The 20752-nt window shown below is 48.2% G+C and carries 17 protein-coding genes; 11 read left to right on the top strand and 6 right to left on the bottom strand.

The features are described from left to right. Window positions 1-248 precede the first annotated feature (248 nt). Together ACK5NH_RS10230 and ACK5NH_RS10225 are read right to left on the bottom strand one after the other, a co-directional pair. Complete coding sequence (locus tag ACK5NH_RS10230; protein ID WP_416919791.1) at window positions 249-722, bottom strand: peroxiredoxin; 474 nt, start codon at window positions 720-722, stop codon at window positions 249-251. A gap of 216 nt (window positions 723-938) precedes the next feature. Continuing rightward, on the bottom strand, window positions 939-1883 hold the full coding sequence (locus ACK5NH_RS10225) for a choice-of-anchor H family protein (protein WP_416919789.1): 945 nt from the start codon (window positions 1881-1883) through the stop codon (window positions 939-941). Window positions 1884-2242: 359 nt separating this feature from the next. Here ACK5NH_RS10225 and ACK5NH_RS10220 point away from each other — a divergent pair, with 359 nt between their 5' ends. The 4 genes from ACK5NH_RS10220 (at window position 2243) to ACK5NH_RS10205 (ending at window position 6253) form a co-directional block, all read left to right on the top strand. Further along, window positions 2243-2545: a PepSY domain-containing protein gene (locus ACK5NH_RS10220; protein ID WP_416919788.1), complete on the top strand. Its 303-nt coding sequence runs from the start codon at window positions 2243-2245 to the stop codon at window positions 2543-2545. 1 nt (window position 2546) lies between these two features. Continuing rightward, the gene (locus tag ACK5NH_RS10215) at window positions 2547-3242 is read left to right on the top strand and encodes a response regulator transcription factor (RefSeq protein ID WP_416919786.1); all 696 of its coding nucleotides are present in this window, start codon (window positions 2547-2549) and stop codon (window positions 3240-3242) included. After that, window positions 3235-4599: an ATP-binding protein gene (locus ACK5NH_RS10210; protein ID WP_416919784.1), complete on the top strand. Its 1365-nt coding sequence runs from the start codon at window positions 3235-3237 to the stop codon at window positions 4597-4599. The genes ACK5NH_RS10215 and ACK5NH_RS10210 overlap by 8 nt, the downstream gene beginning before the upstream one ends. Before the next feature lie 148 nt (window positions 4600-4747). After that, on the top strand, window positions 4748-6253 hold the full coding sequence (locus ACK5NH_RS10205; RefSeq protein WP_416919782.1) for a DUF3300 domain-containing protein: 1506 nt from the start codon (window positions 4748-4750) through the stop codon (window positions 6251-6253). Between the two features lie 54 nt (window positions 6254-6307). Here ACK5NH_RS10205 and ACK5NH_RS10200 read toward each other — a convergent pair whose 3' ends face one another. Together ACK5NH_RS10200 and ACK5NH_RS10195 are read right to left on the bottom strand one after the other, a co-directional pair. After that, window positions 6308-6784 (bottom strand): cytoplasmic protein, encoded by a 477-nt coding sequence (locus ACK5NH_RS10200; RefSeq protein WP_416919780.1) that lies wholly within the window; start codon window positions 6782-6784, stop codon window positions 6308-6310. A gap of 75 nt (window positions 6785-6859) precedes the next feature. Continuing rightward, a complete protein-coding gene (locus ACK5NH_RS10195) occupies window positions 6860-10489 on the bottom strand; it encodes an EAL domain-containing protein (RefSeq protein WP_416919778.1) in 3630 nt (1209 codons plus the stop codon). Between the two features lie 631 nt (window positions 10490-11120). Between ACK5NH_RS10195 and ACK5NH_RS10190 the strand changes: the two genes are divergently transcribed. From ACK5NH_RS10190 to cyoE, 6 genes are all read left to right on the top strand, one after another. Continuing rightward, window positions 11121-11441, top strand: coding sequence for a hypothetical protein (locus tag ACK5NH_RS10190; RefSeq protein WP_416919793.1), 321 nt, complete (start codon window positions 11121-11123; stop codon window positions 11439-11441). 189 nt (window positions 11442-11630) lie between these two features. Continuing rightward, window positions 11631-12677: a ubiquinol oxidase subunit II gene (gene cyoA, locus ACK5NH_RS10185; protein ID WP_416919776.1), complete on the top strand. Its 1047-nt coding sequence runs from the start codon at window positions 11631-11633 to the stop codon at window positions 12675-12677. Window positions 12678-12679: 2 nt separating this feature from the next. Then, a complete protein-coding gene (cyoB, locus tag ACK5NH_RS10180) occupies window positions 12680-14659 on the top strand; it encodes a cytochrome o ubiquinol oxidase subunit I (protein WP_416919774.1) in 1980 nt (659 codons plus the stop codon). Between the two features lies 1 nt (window position 14660). Then, window positions 14661-15281: a cytochrome o ubiquinol oxidase subunit III gene (gene cyoC / locus ACK5NH_RS10175; protein ID WP_416919772.1), complete on the top strand. Its 621-nt coding sequence runs from the start codon at window positions 14661-14663 to the stop codon at window positions 15279-15281. Further along, on the top strand, window positions 15281-15622 hold the full coding sequence (gene cyoD / locus ACK5NH_RS10170; RefSeq protein ID WP_023266130.1) for a cytochrome o ubiquinol oxidase subunit IV: 342 nt from the start codon (window positions 15281-15283) through the stop codon (window positions 15620-15622). Before cyoC ends, cyoD begins: the two co-directional genes overlap by 1 nt. Before the next feature lie 13 nt (window positions 15623-15635). Continuing rightward, window positions 15636-16568, top strand: coding sequence for a heme o synthase (gene cyoE, locus ACK5NH_RS10165; protein ID WP_248967797.1), 933 nt, complete (start codon window positions 15636-15638; stop codon window positions 16566-16568). Window positions 16569-16697: 129 nt separating this feature from the next. On the opposite strand, the gene ACK5NH_RS10160 is transcribed toward cyoE, so the two are convergent. After that, window positions 16698-17270, bottom strand: a complete 573-nt coding sequence (locus tag ACK5NH_RS10160; RefSeq protein WP_416919769.1) for a hypothetical protein — start codon at window positions 17268-17270, stop codon at window positions 16698-16700. Between the two features lie 118 nt (window positions 17271-17388). Beyond that, window positions 17389-18138, bottom strand: a complete 750-nt coding sequence (locus ACK5NH_RS10155) for a class I SAM-dependent methyltransferase (protein ID WP_416919767.1) — start codon at window positions 18136-18138, stop codon at window positions 17389-17391. Window positions 18139-18401: 263 nt separating this feature from the next. Between ACK5NH_RS10155 and ACK5NH_RS10150 the strand changes: the two genes are divergently transcribed. Beyond that, the gene (locus ACK5NH_RS10150; RefSeq protein WP_416919765.1) at window positions 18402-20666 is read left to right on the top strand and encodes an EAL domain-containing protein; all 2265 of its coding nucleotides are present in this window, start codon (window positions 18402-18404) and stop codon (window positions 20664-20666) included. The last annotated feature ends 86 nt before the right edge of the window (window positions 20667-20752 follow it).

Here is a 20752-nt window from a genome sequence, read left to right as displayed (position 1 = left end):
TCACTCAACGCCAAGGAGCAGGTCGATTACCTCGATGAATTTGTTCGCAGCATGGATAACATAAAAGACCAAGCGAAAACCAGTTCACAGCAGAGCGAAGTGATTGCCCAAGAAGTACAGCAAAGCGTGTAAGAAATTGAGACCAGCCTAGGCATAGCAAACACCAAAACAGTATCTGCCCGAGCGGCTTAAGCTTGATGCCAATAAAAATGGGAGCCTAGGCTCCCATTTTGTTTTTTAATCAGGCATTAAAGTGCCGCCAACACCACTTCGGCTTTACTCACTTCAAATGACTTTGGTGCTTCAACATTCAGTAACGTCACCACGCCGTCATTGATGATCATCGCATAACGTTGTGAGCGCACACCGCCAAAGCCTGCAGTATCCATCTCTAATCCGAGCGCCTTAGTAAAGCTGGCATCGCCATCGGCAAGCATCAGTAACTCAGACGCATTTTGCGCTTCGCCCCACGCTTTCATTACAAATGCATCGTTTACCGATACACAGGCAATTAAATCAACGCCTTTAGCTTTAAATTGATCGGCCAGCACCACATAACCTGGCAAATGCGCTTCAGAACAGGTTGGTGTGAAAGCACCAGGCACTGCAAATAACACCACTTTTTTACCCGCGAACAGCTCGGTAACTTGATGATTTACCATGCCATCTTTAGTCAGTTGGCTTAGCGTCGCCGCTGGTAATGTTTGACCTTGAGCAATCATGTCTCTCTTCCTTTAGTTAACGTAACTTGACCATACTAGCCCGAATCCGAAATGATAAACACAGAGAGAAAAAGGGGATTTGTAGCAGAGGGTGCAAATTGCCGATAACTCGCGTGGTTTGTTTTTGTTACCGGCATTGCTTTTTAGTATTAGACACACTGCTTACTCTAGATAGGCGGTATGACTTTGTATAACAGTGATGGCTTACATAAGATTTTATTTCAGGGTATTAACCCACTTCTCACGTTTACGTATTGCCGCAAAAAGCCCCAGACCAAGCAGGGCAAAGATAGAAAATGCGCCGCCACTTTCTTCCACTACTATCACTTCGTCAACACGGTCACGGTCGCTACTTTCCAGCGGTAATGCATACAGGCCATCGGTATTATCGGCGCTAATGGTGGCGACAATATCGCTATAACCCACCTCATAGACATCGATTAACACATCGTAGTGGTCCGTTGGATAGCCAGTGTAAAGGGTCGTAAGCACTTCATAATCGTCCTGCGTCGAGTCACCATAGATGGTAAACACGTCCGTGGTGTAGTAATGCACCCAAGGACCACCGTTACGACTGAGATACAACTCGGCAAACAGGTCGGCGCGCTCATTGAGGTAAGCGCCAAACACATCTACATCGAAGGTCACGCTGAAGGTTTGATAAAACCCATCATAATCAAAGTCTTCAAACAAACGGCTGCTGGCATCAAAAATCGCAAAGCTGTGATACACGGGCGCGCGATAGGGATCTTCACTGGTCGCACTCGAGCTTGGAATAGGCTGACTCGTGTGCTTAGCAATCACTTGTTCGCGGGTCATTGGGGTTGCGCCCATCAGTTGTACGCGATGAGCACTTGGGCTTTTTGCCGATAAAGACGGCGCTAAGGATTTCACCGCAGCCGCGGCGGCTTCCCCTACGGTTTGGGCGGGCGCAGCCTGTTGCAATAGGCTTAAGGCTTGTTTTTCTTGCTCTGCGGCCTGCTCGGTATCGGCTTTTTTAGCCATCCCGATACTGGCCGCACTAAAAGGGGCCAAGTTTGACTCGTCCAAGGACTCTGCACTCACCATTGTGGGTGCCAGTAAGGCACCAGCCAATATCATTGCCTTCATAAAGGCTGAGTGAGTTGTACTTATGATAGCTTGCTGATTGAGTGTGTTCATCTTGAATACCCCATTGGATAATCCATTCAAATTGGAGACATTAGAGGGCACTCAAGGTGAATATAAGCTGAACATTAAAATCTGATCTTTTTAGGGCAAAAAAGCCGTTCAGCCTCAATTCATCTGTTTTGGTTAACACTGCTAATATGTCACAGGATATGACTCCCGTTCTGTAAAGAGGTTCGATAAGGATTAACTCGATAAAATTCCACGAATCACAGTGAATTTTAAAGGAATTGTGTTTACCAATTGGCTGATCTCTATGTGTTTGTTATGGTGATAAGGTATTCTTAGTCGACTCGATAAGCTATCCACCTAGCTACTCACTTAAGATCGCCGAACATGCGCGGGTAACAGATATGAAACTTGGTTTGACACTGACCCTAGTCGCTTGCTTATGCACCTCCTTTGGCAGCATGGCAGGCAATGATAAACACGATGATCGTAATCAATCGCGCAGCCAAGGTGTGAAGAATGAGCAGCGCCGCCTTGTGGTAAACAGTCCAGATCAAGCAGTGGCGATGGCGCAGCGTCAATATCGAGGAAAAGTACTCAGCGTACAGTCGAGTGGCTCGGGCTATAGAGTCAAAATCCTCAATAACGATGGCCAAGTTTTTTCCGTTTCGGTGGATGCCGCCACTGGGCGTGTTTCGAGGAATTAATATGCGACTCCTACTCGTTGAAGACGATTTAGCACTTCAAGCCAACTTAAAGCAGCACTTGCTCGATGCCCACTACAGCATAGATGTCGCCAGCGACGGTGAAGAAGGCTTATTCCAAGCCATTGAATACAACTATGACGCCGCGATTATCGATGTGGGTTTACCCAAACTCGACGGCATAAGCCTGATTCGCCGCGTACGCCAAAAGGAGCGTGCGTTCCCCATCTTGATCTTAACCGCGCGGGATAGCTGGCAGGATAAAGTCGAGGGCCTCGATGCCGGTGCCGATGACTACCTCACTAAACCTTTTCATCCCGAGGAATTAGTTGCTCGCCTTAAAGCCCTGATCCGTCGCTCGGCCGGTAAGGCAAGTCCGGTGATTACTAATGGGCCATTTAGTTTAAATACCAGTAGTTTAGAGGTGCGCAAAGGGGAAGAACTCGTCACACTGAGCGGCTCTGAGTACAAGCTATTTGAAATTTTTATGCTGCATCAGGGCGAAGTGAAATCTAAAACCGCGCTCACCGAACATATCTACGATCAGGATTTTGATCTCGACTCCAACGTTATCGAAGTGTTTATCCGTCGTTTACGCAAAAAGCTCGACCCAGATAACCAATACAATCTGATCGAAACCCTGCGCGGTCAAGGCTATCGGTTAAGAGTCATTTCTCCAGAGCAAGGTGTTGATGAGTAAGCGCGCGCTTGCCTGGCAGTTATTAAACTCCCTAAAAACACGGCTCATCCTCAGCGTGCTGTTGTTTATTTTGGTACTGCTGCCGCTGATTGGGGTCGCCCTCAATGACGCCTTTGCCGAACAAGTAAAAAGTGCCGCGAAAAATGAGCTGAGTGCCTATGTGTATTCGGTGTTAGCGGTCACAGAGGTCGAAAATAAGCGAATTTTTATCCCCGAATTAGTGCTCGAAAACCGCTTTAACCTGATCCAATCGGGCCTCTATGCCATTGCCACCACAGAGAATGCCGAGCATCAGCAGAGCATAGTCTGGCATTCACAGTCTTTTATGGGCATCACGCCGCCGGCACAGTTCACTATTCCGCCGACGGGCAAAAGTGCCTTCGATCAAATCTACCTCGCTGGTGCGCCGCATCTTATTTACAGCTTTAGTGTGAGCTTTGCCAGCCTGAACGAAAACGTGCCTGTGACTATCCATATCATTAAGGATGAGTTGGAGTTCCAACAGCAGATAGCCCAATTTAATCAACAGCTTTGGACTTGGTTGCTGATCTTAATCCTAGTCATGCTGGTGTTTCAGTTGAGTTGGTTGATTTGGACCATTAGGCCGCTGGCACGTTTTACCCAAGAGCTGCACGATGTTGAACAGGGCAAATCGACCCAACTCAGTAGCCAGTATCCGAGTGAGTTGCAGGAAGTCGCGCGGCAATTGAATATCCTACTCAATACCGAGCAGACCCAGCGTAAGCGCTATCGCAATGCCCTTGCGGACTTGGCCCATAGCCTGAAAACGCCACTGGCGGTGATTAAGAGTCAAACGGATTTAAGCGAGGCATCGAGCGAACAAGTGTCGAATATCAGTCGCATCATCAGCCACCAGCTTAAACGCGCCCAAACGGCGGCAGCCGCCTCATGGCATTTAGGCATCAAGGTAGATGATGTCGGCGCTAAACTACTACGCACCTTGGCCAAGATTTACCGAGAACCACAGATAGATCTCAGTGGTGAAATGGCCCCACAGGCAGTATTTAAGGGCGATGAGGCCGATCTTACCGAGATTTTAGGCAATTTACTCGACAATGCCTGCAAAGCCGCCAAATCTAAGGTCAAATTAACTGTCACAGGCAATGCCTATCAGCTACAGCTCTGTATTGAGGACGACGGCCCTGGGATCAGCGAAGCCCTGCAAACTCAAATATTTGAGCGCGGGATCCGCGCCGACTCCTACCGCCAAGGTAACGGCATTGGCCTCGCGATTGTCCGCGATTTAGTGGATAGCTATAACGGTCGAATTTCCGTATCCCGTTCAGAAAACTTAGGCGGCGCCAAGTTTACCGTTAACTTCACCCACTCGGCTTAATCTTTAATTTTTCATAAAGATAGTTAATTTTTTAGCTATAAATTGCGCTGTAATACTCTTTTTACCCTACAAAATACTTTCAGCTTATGTTCATATTCACGCGCCTATGATGCCAATAACATCCTCAATAGGATTATTGGAGCGAACCATGAACAGATTACATCGATGGAAATGGCTGGTGTTGTCGGCGGCATTAGTTGCCCTGCCTTTCACCGCGCCAACTCAAGCCGAAGGCGTATCAGTCAGCCAAGGTTCAAGTGCTTCACTGAGCCAAGCCGAACTCGAACAGATGCTTGCGCCCATTGCACTCTATCCCGATAGTTTGTTGAGCCATATTCTTATCGCCTCAACCTACCCACTCGAAGTGGTGCAGGCGCAGCGTTGGTTAGAGGATAACCCTAAGTTATCGACCGACGAGGTGATGTCTCGCACCGAAGACAAAGACTGGGATCCGAGTGTTAAAGCCCTGATGGCTTTTCCCAATGTCTTAGAGAAAATGAGCGAAGACTTAGATTGGACCCAGAAACTCGGCGAAGCATTCTTAGCCGACGAAGGCCAAGTGATGGATGGCATTCAATCGCTCAGACAACAAGCGGATAAAGCCAACAGTTTGGCCAATATGGACAACATGGCGGTGACCCGTGCGAATAACCAGATCATTATAGAGCCTGCACGCCGCGAAATCGTGTACGTGCCTTACTATGACCCCCGCGTGGTTTACGGCACTTGGCGTTGGGGCGTGGCTTATCCCCCCGTGTATTGGGAATTCGGTGGCTATGTGGGCTACCCTTACCGCCCAAGTCATAGTTACTTTTACTGGTCACCCGGGATCCATATTTCCTTTAACTACTTCTTTAGCTCGTTCCATTGGCACAGCCACAGAGTCGTCGTTGTCGATCACCGTCACTCCCACCATTATCGCCCAAGGGAGCGATACTCAGTCAGCTACGGTGCTCAACCTTGGAAGCATAAGCCCGAGCATAGACGCGGCGTGGTGTACCATAATCCCGTGGTAAAAGAGCGCTACTACGGTGACAGTAAGTTCCGTGGCCGCGATTCTCACTCCACTGGCAGTGGTCAGCACTTTACCAGTCAGTACTCGAAATCGCGGGAACACCAAGACGCACGTTATAACCGCGACAACAAGGGCTATGACAAGCGCCAAGATAAGGACAGAGGCAACAACGTAAGCCGCGATAATCACTACAGCCGCGAGCGTACGCCCAGTTACCAAAACACTCAGGCCGAGTTAAAAGAGCGCCGCGTGGCACCGACAAACGCTGCGCAAGCGAACAAGGAAAGTTACAAACGAGAGCGTAACGACAATGCCCGCCAGGATAATCAGGTAAGGCAAATGCAGGCAAAAGCGACGAGGGAACAAGCTAAGGAGAGTCCACAACGCCAGTATCAGACTCGAGATCAGCAGCCGCGCAGCTTTGAGACCCGTACTCAGCCACAGAGACAGGAAACTCGCCCCGAGGTGAGACGCGCCGAACCGCAGCGCATTGAACAACCTCGCCAAGCGCCGCCAAGACAGCGGGAAGAGATGAGAGTAAGGCAGAGCGAACCACGCCAAAATATGCAAATGGCCCGCAGCCCCGAGCATAACCAAGGCAGATCGGCGCAGAGCCAAGAACGTCGTCACAGGGAATAACCCGAGCCAATAAAAAGAGCGCGAATATTCGCGCTCTTTTTATTGCTTAAGTGCTTAGAACTTGAAGGTCAAGGACTGGCCTTCTCCTAAACCCTGCCACTCGAGGGTCAACTCCATTATCTCGTTGATAATATGTTCAAAGTCCGATTGAGAAACCTCGGGCAGCGCGAGTTTACGATTACCGCAGCTCTGCTCTAACAGGTATAAAAATCCGGCATAGGTCGGCGTATCGGCAGACCAGAGCAGGGATTGCAGGGATTCGACTATCGACTCGGTTTGCCAGATTTGGGTCTTATCCGCAACGGCGAGGGAGGCTTCATTGTGCTCTAGGGAAAAGCTGATATCGGCGCCCGCTCGGACTTGAGCAAAAAAAGCTCCTTGAATAAGCAGACGTTTTTCAACTACATAGTGGATCATATCGTGGGGTGCTATCCCCTGTTCGGGCATTTGAGTCTGGGTCGCGCTGCCATCCATACGGACACAGCGCAATTGTCCATAACGCTTCGAACCTTTGGTGAAGATAACTTGCATAAAGCCGTCCTTAGTTTATCCATCTTTCCATCGCCGGATTTAGCCAAGTATAGTTCTAACTGGATAAAAAACGGCTTAAAAATTGCGTTCGATAAAACGGGAACAGTCATCGGCAGCCAGTGGTTTACTAAAATAATATCCCTGCACTAAATCACAGCCCATGCTCGAGAGCAGCACCAGCTGCGCCTCATTCTCGACCCCTTCGGCCACCACGGTCAGCCCCAGTTCGTGTGCCATTGAAATCGTCGCCGCACTGATGGCAGCATCGTTCGGATCGTTCTCAATATCCTTCACAAAGGATCTGTCCAACTTGAGTCTGTCTAAGGGCAATAACTTCAAATACGAGAGTGATGAATAACCCGTTCCAAAGTCATCAATCGCTAACTCGATACCATGCTGACGCAACTCGGCCAGTAACTTGGCATTTTGCTCGGGATACTGCATGGCGACACTCTCGGTAATTTCAAGTTCGAGCGCCCCCTTTGGCAGTTTGTGCTTGGTCAGCACATTGATAATATCCGCCACTATGGTGTCTTTGCGTAGTTGATGGGCCGAGAGATTGACCGCCATCCGCAGTCCTTTAGCGCCCTTTTCGCGCCATTCGGCCAACTGAGCGAGTGCTTGTTCTAATACCCATTGGCCGATGGGAATAATCATGTCTATCTCTTCGGCGATAGGAATAAAGCGATCGGGGGCAACCAATCCCAATTCAGGATGTTGCCAACGGATCAGCGCCTCGACACTCACCATTTGTCCGGTGTTGATATCGATTTGTGGCTGATAATGCAGTCGTAACTCATCACGGGCAATGGCCTGCCTGAGCCCAGTTTCGATTTGCTGGCGCTCGGTCACTAAGGTATTCATCGCGACGGTGAAAAACTGATAGTTATTGCGCCCAGCCGCTTTTGCGCGGTACATGGCCATATCGGCATTTTTCATGAGCGCCTCAACACTGTCACCATCGGTTGGGAACAGGCTGATGCCTATGCTAGGTGATGAATGTAAAGGCTTGCTATCAATGATGTAGGTCTGATTCAAACCACTGCGCAGGGCTTCAGCCACCTTAGCGACCCTATCGTGATCCGTATCGGACAACACCACCACAAACTCATCGCCACCCAAGCGCGCGACGATATCGTCACTGCTCACAATACTCTTCAAGCGCCGCGCGACTTCGAGCAATAACATATCGCCGACATGGTGTCCCAAGGTGTCGTTGATATTTTTGAAATGATCCATATCGATAAACATCACGGCAATCTGGGTTTGACTGACGAAGGCCTCCTGAAAAACCGTCTCCAGACGCGATTGCAGACTCAAGCGATTCGGCAGCAGAGTCAAAGAATCGTGGTGGGCCAAGAAGTGAATACGCTCCTCATTCACTTTGCGCTCGCTGATATCGGTAAAGCTGCCAATGTAATGACTGACCGACCCCGTCTCATCCCGCACCACTGACATCATCAACCATTTTGGAAAATCATATCCATCCTTATGCCGATCCCAAACTTCACCCTGCCAAAATCCGGTCTGCTCGAGGCCGGCACGAACTCTGGCATCGATACTGCGGTCGGTTCGGTCGGCTTCAAGGAAGCGGCAGTTTTTGCCTATGATCTCGTCCCTTGAGTAGCCAGTGATCTGCGTAAAGGCGCTATTCACATCCACTATGATGTCATTGGCATCCATGATGGTGATGCCTTCACCACTTTGTTGGAATACCTGAGCCAATAGATTCACCCGAGCAACGGTGCGCTCCTGTTCGGTAATGTCCTCCACAATAAACAGGATGAGCTGCTCACCATCGTCGGCAGTGACTAGGGAGCCATTCAGCCTCACCGCCACCATCCGCCCATCCTTATGGCGGTAATGCTTCTGGTATGGACCATAACGCCGTGTTTGCTGGAGGCGTTCGAGTTGCTCGATTTCACTCAAGCGATAACGAATAGGAGTGAGTTCCCAGGGGTCTAGGGCCTGCAATTCCTCAAGGGTATAACCGGTAATATCAATAAAGGCTTGGTTGATGGCGACAAACTGCCCATCCTCTAGCCGTTTTAAGGCGTGCCCCACCGGCGCCTTATCGAACAGGGTACGATACTTTTGCTCACTCTCCATTAAGGTGGCTTGGAAGGTCTGGCTACGGGCAATCTCCTTTGAGAGTGCCATGGTTTTTTCCGCTACCTTTTCGGCAATGCGGTAGCGCTCCCCCGAAGACACTAACGTCATACCGCCTACTATGGCGCAGGTAATAAAGGCGAGCAGCAACATCAGCAGCGACAGGCTAAAGGTGTCCCCCATCAAGGCGGAGTAAGACTCGTAAATCACTATATGCCAGTGCCTGTCGGCCAGCATTAGATTAGCCTGATAATACTGGCCCATCCTGTCACTATGAATATTGCCTTCAAAATCAGGAAATTTCTTCTTACTATTGGTGTAGAGCAAGGCCCCGCCTGCACTCATGTCTGTCAGGCGCCAATGCAAGCCTTTAACCTGCTCCACTTCATTGATAATCGATTGCAGATCGATAACCGCCGAGCAAAAACCCTCTATATTGCCTAAACGGTCGAATACTGGCGCAATGAAAAGTGTACCGCCAGGGCCATTAGGATCCTCCGCTAACTGGATCTTACCCGTCATCACGGGCGATAACATCATACGCACTTTTGCAATGGCGAGCGCCCTAGCAGGTTCGCCATTGATATCTATGCCAAGGGCGGCTCGGCTGGTATTCAAAGGTTGTACAAACTTAACCGGCACCAACCAACCATCGGGATTAGGCTCTCCACCGTCTAAGTATCTAATCTTATAGGGCTCACCTAACTCAGCGCTGGTCTCGGCCTCAAAACTGTCTTTATCACTCGCTGCAATCAGTGGCGACCAAGCCCAAGCCCGAAAGCCATCTAATTGTAGTTGGTTACGCTTACCAAACTGAATAAATTCGTCCTGAGACACCTGCTCGCTATTATCGAATAAACTCGCGAGTGCAATCACTTGCTGTAGATTCGACTCCTGAAAACTCTCAACACTATTGATAATCGCATTAGACTGAATTTGAAACTTATCTTGCAGTTGTTGCCGTTGGTTCATATCCGAGTAGTAATAAATCCCGACACAGAATAAAAAACCGACTAACAGCGGAAGTCCTGTCTGAATGCGCCTTGAGCGCCAAATGGAACGGTGGTCGAATATCAGCATAGTGAGCGGGATAAAGATCACCGCCCCGAGTAAGTCACCAATCCACCAATTTACCGCACTCCCTAATACATCCTTAATGGGAATAGTGCCATTGGCCACCAAGGCGGCGTTAGCAAACAGCATGGCAATCATGCAGGTCAAGGCGAGGCTGAGGCAGGATTTAATAACTGTGTTGGGTTTATCTAAGGTTACCAAGGGGTCGATACGACGGACCAGATTGGCGGAGACATAGGCCTGTAAGCTAGATGCAGATGCGATCACTAATGGCAGCCAACCTAAATGAAGTGCTCCACCGATATTGATATTAAGCAGCCAAGAACCGAGCAAGATGCCAAACCAGGGCGAATGCTTGCCCCACAGGAGGCAGGAGGCAATGGCAATTCCCGCCGCAGGCCAAATGGCAGCGGAATAACCTGGCGGTAAGGCAATCAACAACCCGATTTTGCCAACAGCAAAGTAAGCCAAGGCAAGGAGTAAATTGACCTTAAGAGAATGAGCAAATGCTTTGATATTCAATCCTTTTTATTACTAAGCCGCAACTCAGATAGACTCCATAATGCCTTAATCCACAAATCAATCTCAAGCTTAGTAAATGCTAATTGTAAATTCAGTATTAAATCGCCTCCGTAAACTCCCCGTGAAGAGTCTGTTTGCTGCGGTGAAATCTGCTAGACTCGCGCCAAGCGCTCAATGAGGTATTGAAATGGAGAGTATTGAGGGAGAGATTAGCCAGCTCAAATTTCGTGTAGATAAGTCCGCTAAAACAGATGAAACAGCGGTGCATTTAGGTGATTTTTACGCCTCAAATTGTTCACATTTAACTCAAGGCGTTTTCTGATTTAGCTCACATTAACCCTATTTTTTGCGAGCGTAATCCATATAAATTAAGTTAAATTGGTTAGCACGGTGTTTTATTTTGGTTTTGATTAAGGTTTTTTTAATGCAAATACCGTTTTGAGCCTGGGATCCACTTTCAATCAATCCCCGCTTCTTGTTATTCTCCCGCCCGCACAAAAAAGTTGCAGCTTGAATTTTTTATTCAACCAACGATTTCCTCTCGTTCAGTCGGACTTGTTAATTGAAATTCGCACTCAGCCAATTTATCGCTGAAGGATTGAATCTCGTTGCGAGGTTCTCCCAGTTCAGTATGACAAACCTAACCCTACTTTTTGGGTTACTGTTTGTGCTGCCCGCAGCTGACTTAGTGTCAGTGATGGTTGGTGGCTGTATCGATATTGGCGAGTTAATCACCCTAAGCGATGGCTTTTTAATTGAGTTCTTCGGCGCCACGTTACTGAGCGTATTGCTGCTCAACCCCCAGATAATTAAGCAATTGTGGAATCTGTTCGACAATGGCTTTAAGTTTTTCAACAGCTTAGACCTCACTAATGCTGGCCTGTTTTTAGCACCCCCAAGGCTAAAATCCCTCGAGCACCTTGCGCACGGTTGTCGCGCCCCACCATTGTAACTCTCTGTTTTAAAATTCAAATTTAGCATTAAGCGCTGAAAGTCGATCCTCAATCTCGTATTGGGGTGGCAGGCATTTTTTGTGCCGCGCTCGAGCCACTTTCGGATTTGCCTTCGGATAACGCCGCTCAATGCTACTGCCTATCTCTCTGGGCAGAGTTGTAAACCTTAGGGTTAGAGGAATCTTCCTTTGTTAATTCGAAATTTAAGTAAAGTAGCATTCGCGGCGATAGCCCTGATGCTCGCAGGCTGTGATGGCGGCGTATTGGATCCCAAGGGCCAGATCGGTGTCGATGAAAAGCACCTGATCATCATCGCTACCCTACTCATGCTGATTGTGGTTATCCCCGTGATCTTCATGACCTTGTTCTTCGCATGGAAATACCGCGATGGCCGAGATCATGAGGTTTTTGCCCCTAAATGGTCCCACTCAAGTGCGATTGAAACCGTGGTTTGGATTGTGCCGATTGTGATCGTCGTGATTTTAGGCGTGATCACTTGGGGTTCAACCCATGATCTCGACCCTTACAAACCACTCGAACACGACGCCAAGCCGATTACGGTTGAAGTAGTTTCTATGGACTGGAAATGGTTGTTTATCTATCCAGAACAAGGTGTTGCATCGGTAAACGAGCTGGCTTTCCCAGCGAATGTACCAGTGAACTTTAAGATCACCTCTGATACCGCCATGAACTCTTTCTTTATCCCGCAGTTAGGTAGCCAAATCTACTCAATGGCTGGGATGACGACTAAGTTGCACCTGATTGCCAACGAACCCGGTACCTATGACGGTATTTCCGCTAACTATAGCGGCGCAGGCTTTGCGGGCATGAAGTTTAAAGCCATTGCCACGCCAACGGCAGCCGACTTCGAGGCTTGGGTAGCCAAGGCCAAACAACAGGCGACTAAGACCTTAGACTCTGCGACTTATCAAGCCTTAGCACAGAAGAGTGAAAACAATCCTGTTGAATACTTTGGCTCAGTGAGTCACGGCATGTTCGATCAAATCGTCATGCAATACATGCACATGGACTCAAACGAGCACATGGCAGGCCATGAAGGGATGGAACACATGGGTGCCGACCACAACATGGCTGGCATGCACCACGATATGGCGCATATGGCGAGCGAACAAGCTATGCCGCACGCACAGAAGATGGCCGACATGGAAGGCTCAACCCATTCTGACACTTCATCCACAGAACACTCATCCACTCACCCAGTGGAGGCGGAGTAATCATGTCTTTTCTCGGTAAATTAAGCTTAGATGCGATCCCGTATCATGAGCCTATCATCATGGTGACCCTTGCGGTTGTTGCCGTGATAGGCCTGTACATCGCAGCCTTGATCACTAAACACAAAAAATGGGGCGTGCTCTGGCACGACTGGTTAACCTCGGTTGACCATAAACGCCTAGGTATTATGTACATAGTGCTTGCCTTCATCATGCTGATCCGCGGTTTTTCCGACGCCATCATGATGCGTACCCAGCAGGCTCTGGCCACCAATGGCGCAGCGGGTTATCTGCCGCCAGAACATTACGACCAAATCTTCACTGCCCACGGCGTGATCATGATTATCTTTATGGCGATGCCATTTATGATCGGTCTAATGAACTTAGTGCTGCCACTGCAAATCGGTGCCCGCGACGTTGCCTTCCCCTTCTTGAACAACCTCAGCTTCTGGTTAACCGCGTCTGGTGCCGTGCTGATCAATATTTCATTAGGTTTAGGTGAATTCGCTAAGACAGGTTGGGTGGCGTATCCACCACTCTCAGAGCTGGCTTACAGTCCGGGCGTTGGGGTCGATTACTATATCTGGGCACTGCAGATTTCGGGTATAGGGACAACCTTAACCGGGGTCAACTTTATCGCGACTGTGCTTAAGATGCGCGCTCCAGGCATGAAGCTGATGCAAATGCCCATCTTCACTTGGACTTGTACTTGGGCCAACATCCTGATCGTGGCTTCGTTCCCGATCCTGACCGCCGTTTTAGCACTGTTAACACTCGATCGCTACATGGGTTTCCACTTCTTCACCAATGATGGTGGTGGTAACGCCATGATGTATATCAACCTGTTCTGGGCTTGGGGTCACCCTGAAGTGTACATCCTGATTTTACCTGCGTTCGGTATCTTCTCGGATGTGATTTCAACCTTTACCTCTAAGCGTCTGTTCGGCTATTCCTCAATGGTATGGGCTAGCGGCGCAATTTCGATCCTCGGTTTTATCGTGTGGTTACACCACTTCTTTACCATGGGCTCTAGCGCCAACGTCAACGCCTTCTTCGGTGTGATGACCATGGTGATTGCGGTACCTACTGGGGTAAAACTGTTTAACTGGTTATTCACCATTTACCGCGGCCGTCTACGCTTAACTGTGCCAGTGCTGTGGACCTTAGGCTTTATGGTGACTTTCACCATTGGTGGTATGACGGGCGTATTATTAGCCGTACCTGGCGCCGACTACGTACTACACAACAGCTTGTTCCTGATCGCTCACTTCCATAACACCATTATCGGTGGTGCCGTGTTCGGTTACTTAGCCGGTTTTGCTTACTGGTTCCCGAAAGCGACAGGCTTCAACTTAAATGAGCGTTTAGGTAAAGCCTCATTCTGGTGCTGGCAAATTGGTTTCTATGTGGCCTTTATGCCGCTGTATGTACTCGGTTTTATGGGTATGACTCGCCGTATCAACCACATTGATAACCCAGCATGGAACATGTGGATCTATATCGCTGCCGTGGGTGCTTGCATCATCATGGTCGGTATCATTCTGCAGTTCGTGCAACTGTACGTGAGTATCCGTGACCGCGACCAAAACCGTGACACCACGGGCGACCCATGGAATGGCCACACGCTGGAATGGGCAACTGCCTCACCACCACAGTTCTACAACTTTGCTAAGTTGCCACAAGTGTCTGATATCGATGCCTTTACCGATGCCAAAGAAAAAGGCACTGCCTATCAACGCCTCAAACACTATCAGCCAATCCATATGCCGAAAAATACCCCAAGCGGTATCTTAATGGCGCTTGGCATTACTGCCGCGGGCTTTGCTGCGATTTGGCACATTCTGTGGCTCGCGATTGTGGGCATGGTAGGCGCGTTTATCGTGTTCTTATTCCGTGCTTATAACAACGATGTCGACTATTACGTTCAACCCGATGAAGTGGCACGCATTGAAAATGCTCACTTAAACAATGTAGTAAGGGGCTGATATGAGTGTTGCAATCCCAGCTGATTTAGAAGTTGCTCACGCCGAGGAGCACCACGAGCACCATGAAACGGGTGGCAACACCCTGTTTGGTTTTTGGCTCTACCTGATGACCGACTGCATCCTGTTTGCATCGGTATTTGCCACCTACGCCGTGCTCTATATGAACACCGACGGCGGTGTCTCGGGTAAAGACATTTTCGAACTAGACTTTGTGCTGATCGAAACCGCAGCCCTGCTGCTCAGTAGTATTACCTATGGCTTCGCGTTGATTTTCGCTAAGCGCCACAACAAGGCGGCAACCCTCACTTGGTTAGCCATTACCTTTGCACTGGGCTGTGTGTTTATCGGCATGGAAGTCTATGAGTTCCATCACCTGATCGAACATGGCAACGGCCCACAACGCAGCGCCTTCCTGTCATCTTTCTTCACCTTAGTGGGCATGCACGGCTTGCACGTGACCGCAGGGTTAATTTGGATGGCAATCATGATGATTGAAGTCGCCAAAACGGGCTTAGGCAACCGCAGCATCACTCGCTTGAGCTGCTTAAGCTTGTTCTGGCATTTCCTCGACATCGTGTGGATTTGCGTATTCACCGTTGTGTACTTATTGGGAGCACTGTAATGGGCGCACATACTCATTCGCATGATCATAGCCATGGCGCAGATGATCTGGCCGCCAGCATCAAGTCCTACTTAGTCGGTTTTGTGCTGTCAGTGGTGTTAACTGCCATCCCATTCTGGGCGGTAATGACCCATCACTTCGAGCAATCAACGACGCTTGCCATCGTCGTTGTCACGGCACTGGTGCAGATTTTGGTACACCTTAAGTACTTCCTGCACTTGGACTTCTCTAAGGAAGGCAAGATCAACACCTTCTCCTTCCTATTTACCGCACTGATCATCGTGATGGTGGTTGGCTTGTCGGTATGGATCATTCTCGAAGCTAACGCTTTGATGATGTAACGAGACACAGCAAATGAACACACAAGCTAGATTGACATCGACGCAATGGAAAGCACGCTTCAAAGGGTATGTACAGGTAACTAAGCCTGGCATCATTTTCGGGAATCTGATTTCCGTTGCTGGCGGCTTCCTATTGGCCGCGAAGGGCGATGTGGATCTGGTCTTGATGCTGGCAAGCTTAGTGGGATTATCCTTAGTCGTCGCCTCCGGCTGTGCGATTAATAACTGTATTGACCGTGACATTGACGCCAAAATGCAGCGCACCTGCAAACGCGTCACCGTCACGGGCGAAATCCCCCTAAGCCATGTCTTGCTGTTTGGCATCGCCTTAGGCGTGCTTGGATTTGGCACCTTAGCCTTGTTCACCAATGCCTTAGCTCTACTGTTTGCCGCCATTGGCTATGTCGTTTATGTCGGGATTTATAGCCTCTATATGAAGCGAAACTCGGTTTACGGCACCTTAGTCGGCAGCTTTTCGGGCGCAGTACCGCCCGTGGTGGGCTATTGCAGCGTGACGGGGCAAATGGATATGGGCGCAGTGATTTTATTGCTGATGTTCAGTCTCTGGCAGATGCCGCACTCCTACGCCATCGCGATTTTCCGCTTTAATGACTATGCAGCCGCGAAGATCCCCGTGCTGCCCGTCGCCGAAGGGATGGCCAAGGCGAAGCACCATATAGTGCTCTATATCGCAGTGTTCGCCTTGGTCAGCACCATGCTGCCACTCGCAGGTTACACAGGTACAGCATTTATGGCCGTGACCTGTGCCACCAGCCTCTGGTGGCTAACTATGGCCCTCAAAGGTTATCGTCAAGATGTGGATATGCCACGTTGGGCCAGACAAGTGTTTGGTTTTTCAATTATTACCATCACAGCACTCAGTGTAACCATGGCGCTAGATTTTCAAGCGGTCAGTCAAACCCCACTGTTTACCTTAGTGCGATAAACATAACCTTTATTCAAAAACAAATGCGCTAACCTAGGTTAGCGCTTTTTTATTAGAACACTTTTGAAAGCACCATGCCGTCTCGAGGAAAAGCAGAGTCGCTGGCTTGATACACTGACTTTATGACATCTATTTGCAGATCTCAGTGATCAGTTGATAGTTTGGATCTTCGATTTTAACAAAATCACCTTTATCTTCAACAATATCAAACAGTTTAATCGTGCACTGATTTTTTCCGTTAATCTTATCCACAAAATACTGAGCTTCGTAATTTGCTCCAGCTTTGGGCGTAAAACTGACTTTTTTCACACAATGGGTATAACCATCAATTCGCGTGTTAGCGCCGTCAACCCATACACCAGCAAAATAGAAAGAAAGCGGCACTCCCGCCTCAACTTTTAACTCAGTTTGTTGCTTTTCATGGACATCAGAACGATACAATGGCATCCCGATTTTTCGGCCAGCTTGGCGATCAGCCAATAAATTAGCTTTCATACCCAATACAGCAATTTCACCACCTCGAATAAAATTATGCTTGATACAACCTTCAGTGTTATCAATCCATACCGATGTATTAGCGCTGTCAGTCGATAAAACACGAAGCGAGGCAGTTTCCTTTCCAGAAGCAACTTTATAGCCGCTAGTTGCACAAGCCGTTAGAACCGTGGACATTAATAAGACAGATATTGTCTTTAACTTCATAATATTTCCTTTTATATAAAGCACAGATAATGTTGACCATCCGCCAAGATGGTCAAACAAATTTATTTATATCAAATAATTAAATAATCTTCGTGGTATAGAAAGAGAATGGAATTCACTACTTCATTGCCGATTTAACATAGACATCGAAGCGGTTTTTCTTCGTTTCGATAACCATGCTGGGCTTAACACCGGCGAGATCTTCGGCATAATCGGGGCGCTTAACCACAACACGCTTACTGGCTAAGGCCATGGCGGGGGCGAGCAAACCATCGGCATCGAGATCCGCGCCTACTAAGGTTTGGAAGACCCGCATTTCCTTTTTAACCAAGGCCGATTTGTCGCGGTGGGGGTACATAGGATCGAGGTAGACAACATCGACCTCTTGCTCCAGTTTGGCGAGATCTTCGAGGCTGGAACCATGGAAAAGCTGCATACGTTCACGCATCCAATCGCCGATTTCCGCATCTTGATAGGCGCGGTGCAGACCGTCTTCTAATAATGCGGCCACCACAGGATGGCGCTCCACCATAGTCACAGTGCAGCCCAAGCTTGCTAGTACAAAGGCGTCGCGACCGAGGCCTGCAGTACCATCAACGACTTTTGGTGTAACACCCTGCTTTAACCCCACAGCCTTAGCAATTGACTGACCACGACCGCCACCAAACTTACGCCTATGGGCAACCGCGCCGGTCACAAAATCCACTCCTATGCCATCGAGTTTTGGCTCATCACGCTTATGTAGCGTCAAGGTGTCTGATTCAAAACGCAATTCAAATAGCGCATCGGCATCAAAAACCAGTTGCCAACGGGCACAAATATCCACAAGGGTTGGAAATTGCTGATTAAAAAAGACTGGAATAGGCAAAGGGATCACTGTTTAACTGGTAGAAATTGCGGCCATTATGCCAAAGAACCGCGTTGATGAACATGCAAGCAAATCACCCTGTTTGCGAGTATCAGGTTATTGGTCTATTTGTCTAAGTTCCCCCATATAAATTCAAACATAAATCACAATGTAATCTACTGATTTAAAAGGCAAGAATCTATTTGTGTAACCGTTTATGGATTTATGTTATATGTCTTATTCCTAGTCAACCTTGTAACTTCCATATGGAATAAGGACATTTTTTGCTTAACTGGCTGAAAGGTTTTTTGTTTATTAGGGAGCAAGACTTTTTAAACCCCGATAGAACCATATTAAAAACCAGTTTATTGCGGATTATTTTACTGAGTGGCGCCATTCTGACCACCAGCATAGTGCTGCACAGCTCATTGATCGCATATGAACTCAACCTCAGCTTTATTATTGGCATTACGGTCAGCTTTTTAACCGTCCTGTTCCTCGCGTTATGGTTTACCCGTCGATATTTACTGGCGAGCTCAATTAGCTTGCTGGCGATGGTGGTGGCCGCCTGCTTGGCTATGCTGTTGTTTATTCCTGATTTTACCTTGTCGCAGGCGGGCATTACCTTCCTGTATACGCTGCCGTTGATGGCGCTTTTCTTGTTTAGCAAAAAAGTCGCCTTATGGACCATGTGTTTCAATGCGCTGCCTTTTTTATTGCTGCTGCGTAACCAAGATCTCCCGCCCATTGTCGATGTGGACATTAGCCTGCCCGCGACCCACGCTTATCTCAACGGCTTGTTATTTATGTTTTTTAATATCTGCATTCCTTTGTCGGCCATGCGCTTGCTAAAAACCCAGAAAGTCCATGCGCAGCAGATGATCCAACATCAACACGCGTTGCAACGCTCCTTAGATCAATATGCCGAAATTTTTGACAATAATGGCACCGCCTCTTTCTTCTGTAATGAAGATGGCGTGGTCCTCAACTTGAATAATGCGGCGAAACAAATCGCTGGAGAAGTGACTCTCAATCACACTCGCCTCAGTGACATTTTTGAAGTGAACCAAGATACCAGTACAAATTTGCTAGCCGCCTCATTTCAGACCCGCTTAAGACACAGTAACAGCAGTAGATATCTACTGCAGAAAGCCTCATTAGAGCACCACGATACTCAGTTGTTTCACTGTCACGATATCACGGCACAAACAAATCAAGCGCTAGAACTCACTCGGCTCAAAAAGCACCATATCAGCACACATTTTTATGATTTAGTAACTGGCTTACCCAACGAAAATCATTGGTATAACCCAACGCCAAGCGCAATTCATCAAGAAATGACGGTGGCCTTGGTAAAAATTGATAATCTGAGTCAAATCAATGCTGCATTTGGGATCGGCGTTGGAGATGCCATCCTAAAAGCCTTTGCCTTAGAGCTTAAAGAACGCTTCGGCCATCAGGCCAAAATATACCGCTTTAGGGGCGCATCATTTGCACTGGAATTAACCGACCTACCGTTAGCTTCACCCGAGACGCTTGCACAACAACTACGTCAGCGCATACCAACAAGCTTAAAACTAAAGCAAGAACAACAGATTGAGCACCATTTAGAGTGCCGCGTTGGTTGTTGCTCTGGGCATAAATCCGCACCGCAGCAAGCCGCCGAACAATGCTTAATTGCCATCAAACAAACTACCCAAGCTAACCCAGTTATGGTGTATTACGTTGGTTTAATTAATAATTTGCTCGAGGCATCCTCGCAAGAAAGCAAAATCCGCGACGCGCTGAAACACAACCGACTCGAAATGTGGCTACAGCCCAAAGTGATGGCTGATGGTCATATTATTAGCTTTGAAGCGCTCGCTAGGATGTTTGATAAAGACGGCAGCATGATTATGCCCAGCACCTTTATCCCCATCATAGAGTCATCGCAGCTACAGGCGATTTTTGCCATTAAAGTGCTTAGGCAATTACTCCAATTGATCCGCTCTTGGCCGAAAAATGTCCCTATGACTAAGCTTGCCTTTAACCTATCAGGACAAGATATTCTGTCGGATCGCTTCTTTAAAGTGTTGATCCAGACTTATATAAACCATCCCGAACTCATCCCAATCTTAGAAATTGAAATAACAGAAACCTCCGTATTTTCAACGCACAAAGAAACGGGTAGACGCTTAAACACACTCGCAAGAATGGGCGTATCCATTGCAATTGATGATTTTGGAACTGGCCATGCCTCATTGAGTCAGCTGATCGACATCTGTGCTGACACAATAAAAATCGATCGTTACTTCGTGAGCCAGCTCGGCATTAGCGAGCGTCACACTCAAATTGTGAACGCCGCCATTCTGTTAGCTAAGAGCTTAAAACTGAATGTGATTGCTGAGGGAATAGAAACCGAAACCCAATTATTACAGCTCGCCGCACTGGGGTGTGAACAGTTTCAAGGCTACTTATTTGGCAAACCTGCACCTGCCTCGCTGTGGCTAAAGACCTATCAAATGCAAACCCCCACGCATTGGTTAGCCCAGAAAAAAAGTGCTAACTGAGGCATTCGTTTTACGCCTCAGAGCATCCTAGGTATAATTGCCGACATGCATTTGCCTCCCTTTGCACTGTTTGCAAATAACTAGGA

This window comes from Shewanella sp. (assembly GCF_047975355.1).
Lineage (GTDB): Bacteria > Pseudomonadota > Gammaproteobacteria > Enterobacterales > Shewanellaceae > Shewanella.
This window is presented reverse-complemented; position numbering and strand designations above follow the sequence as displayed.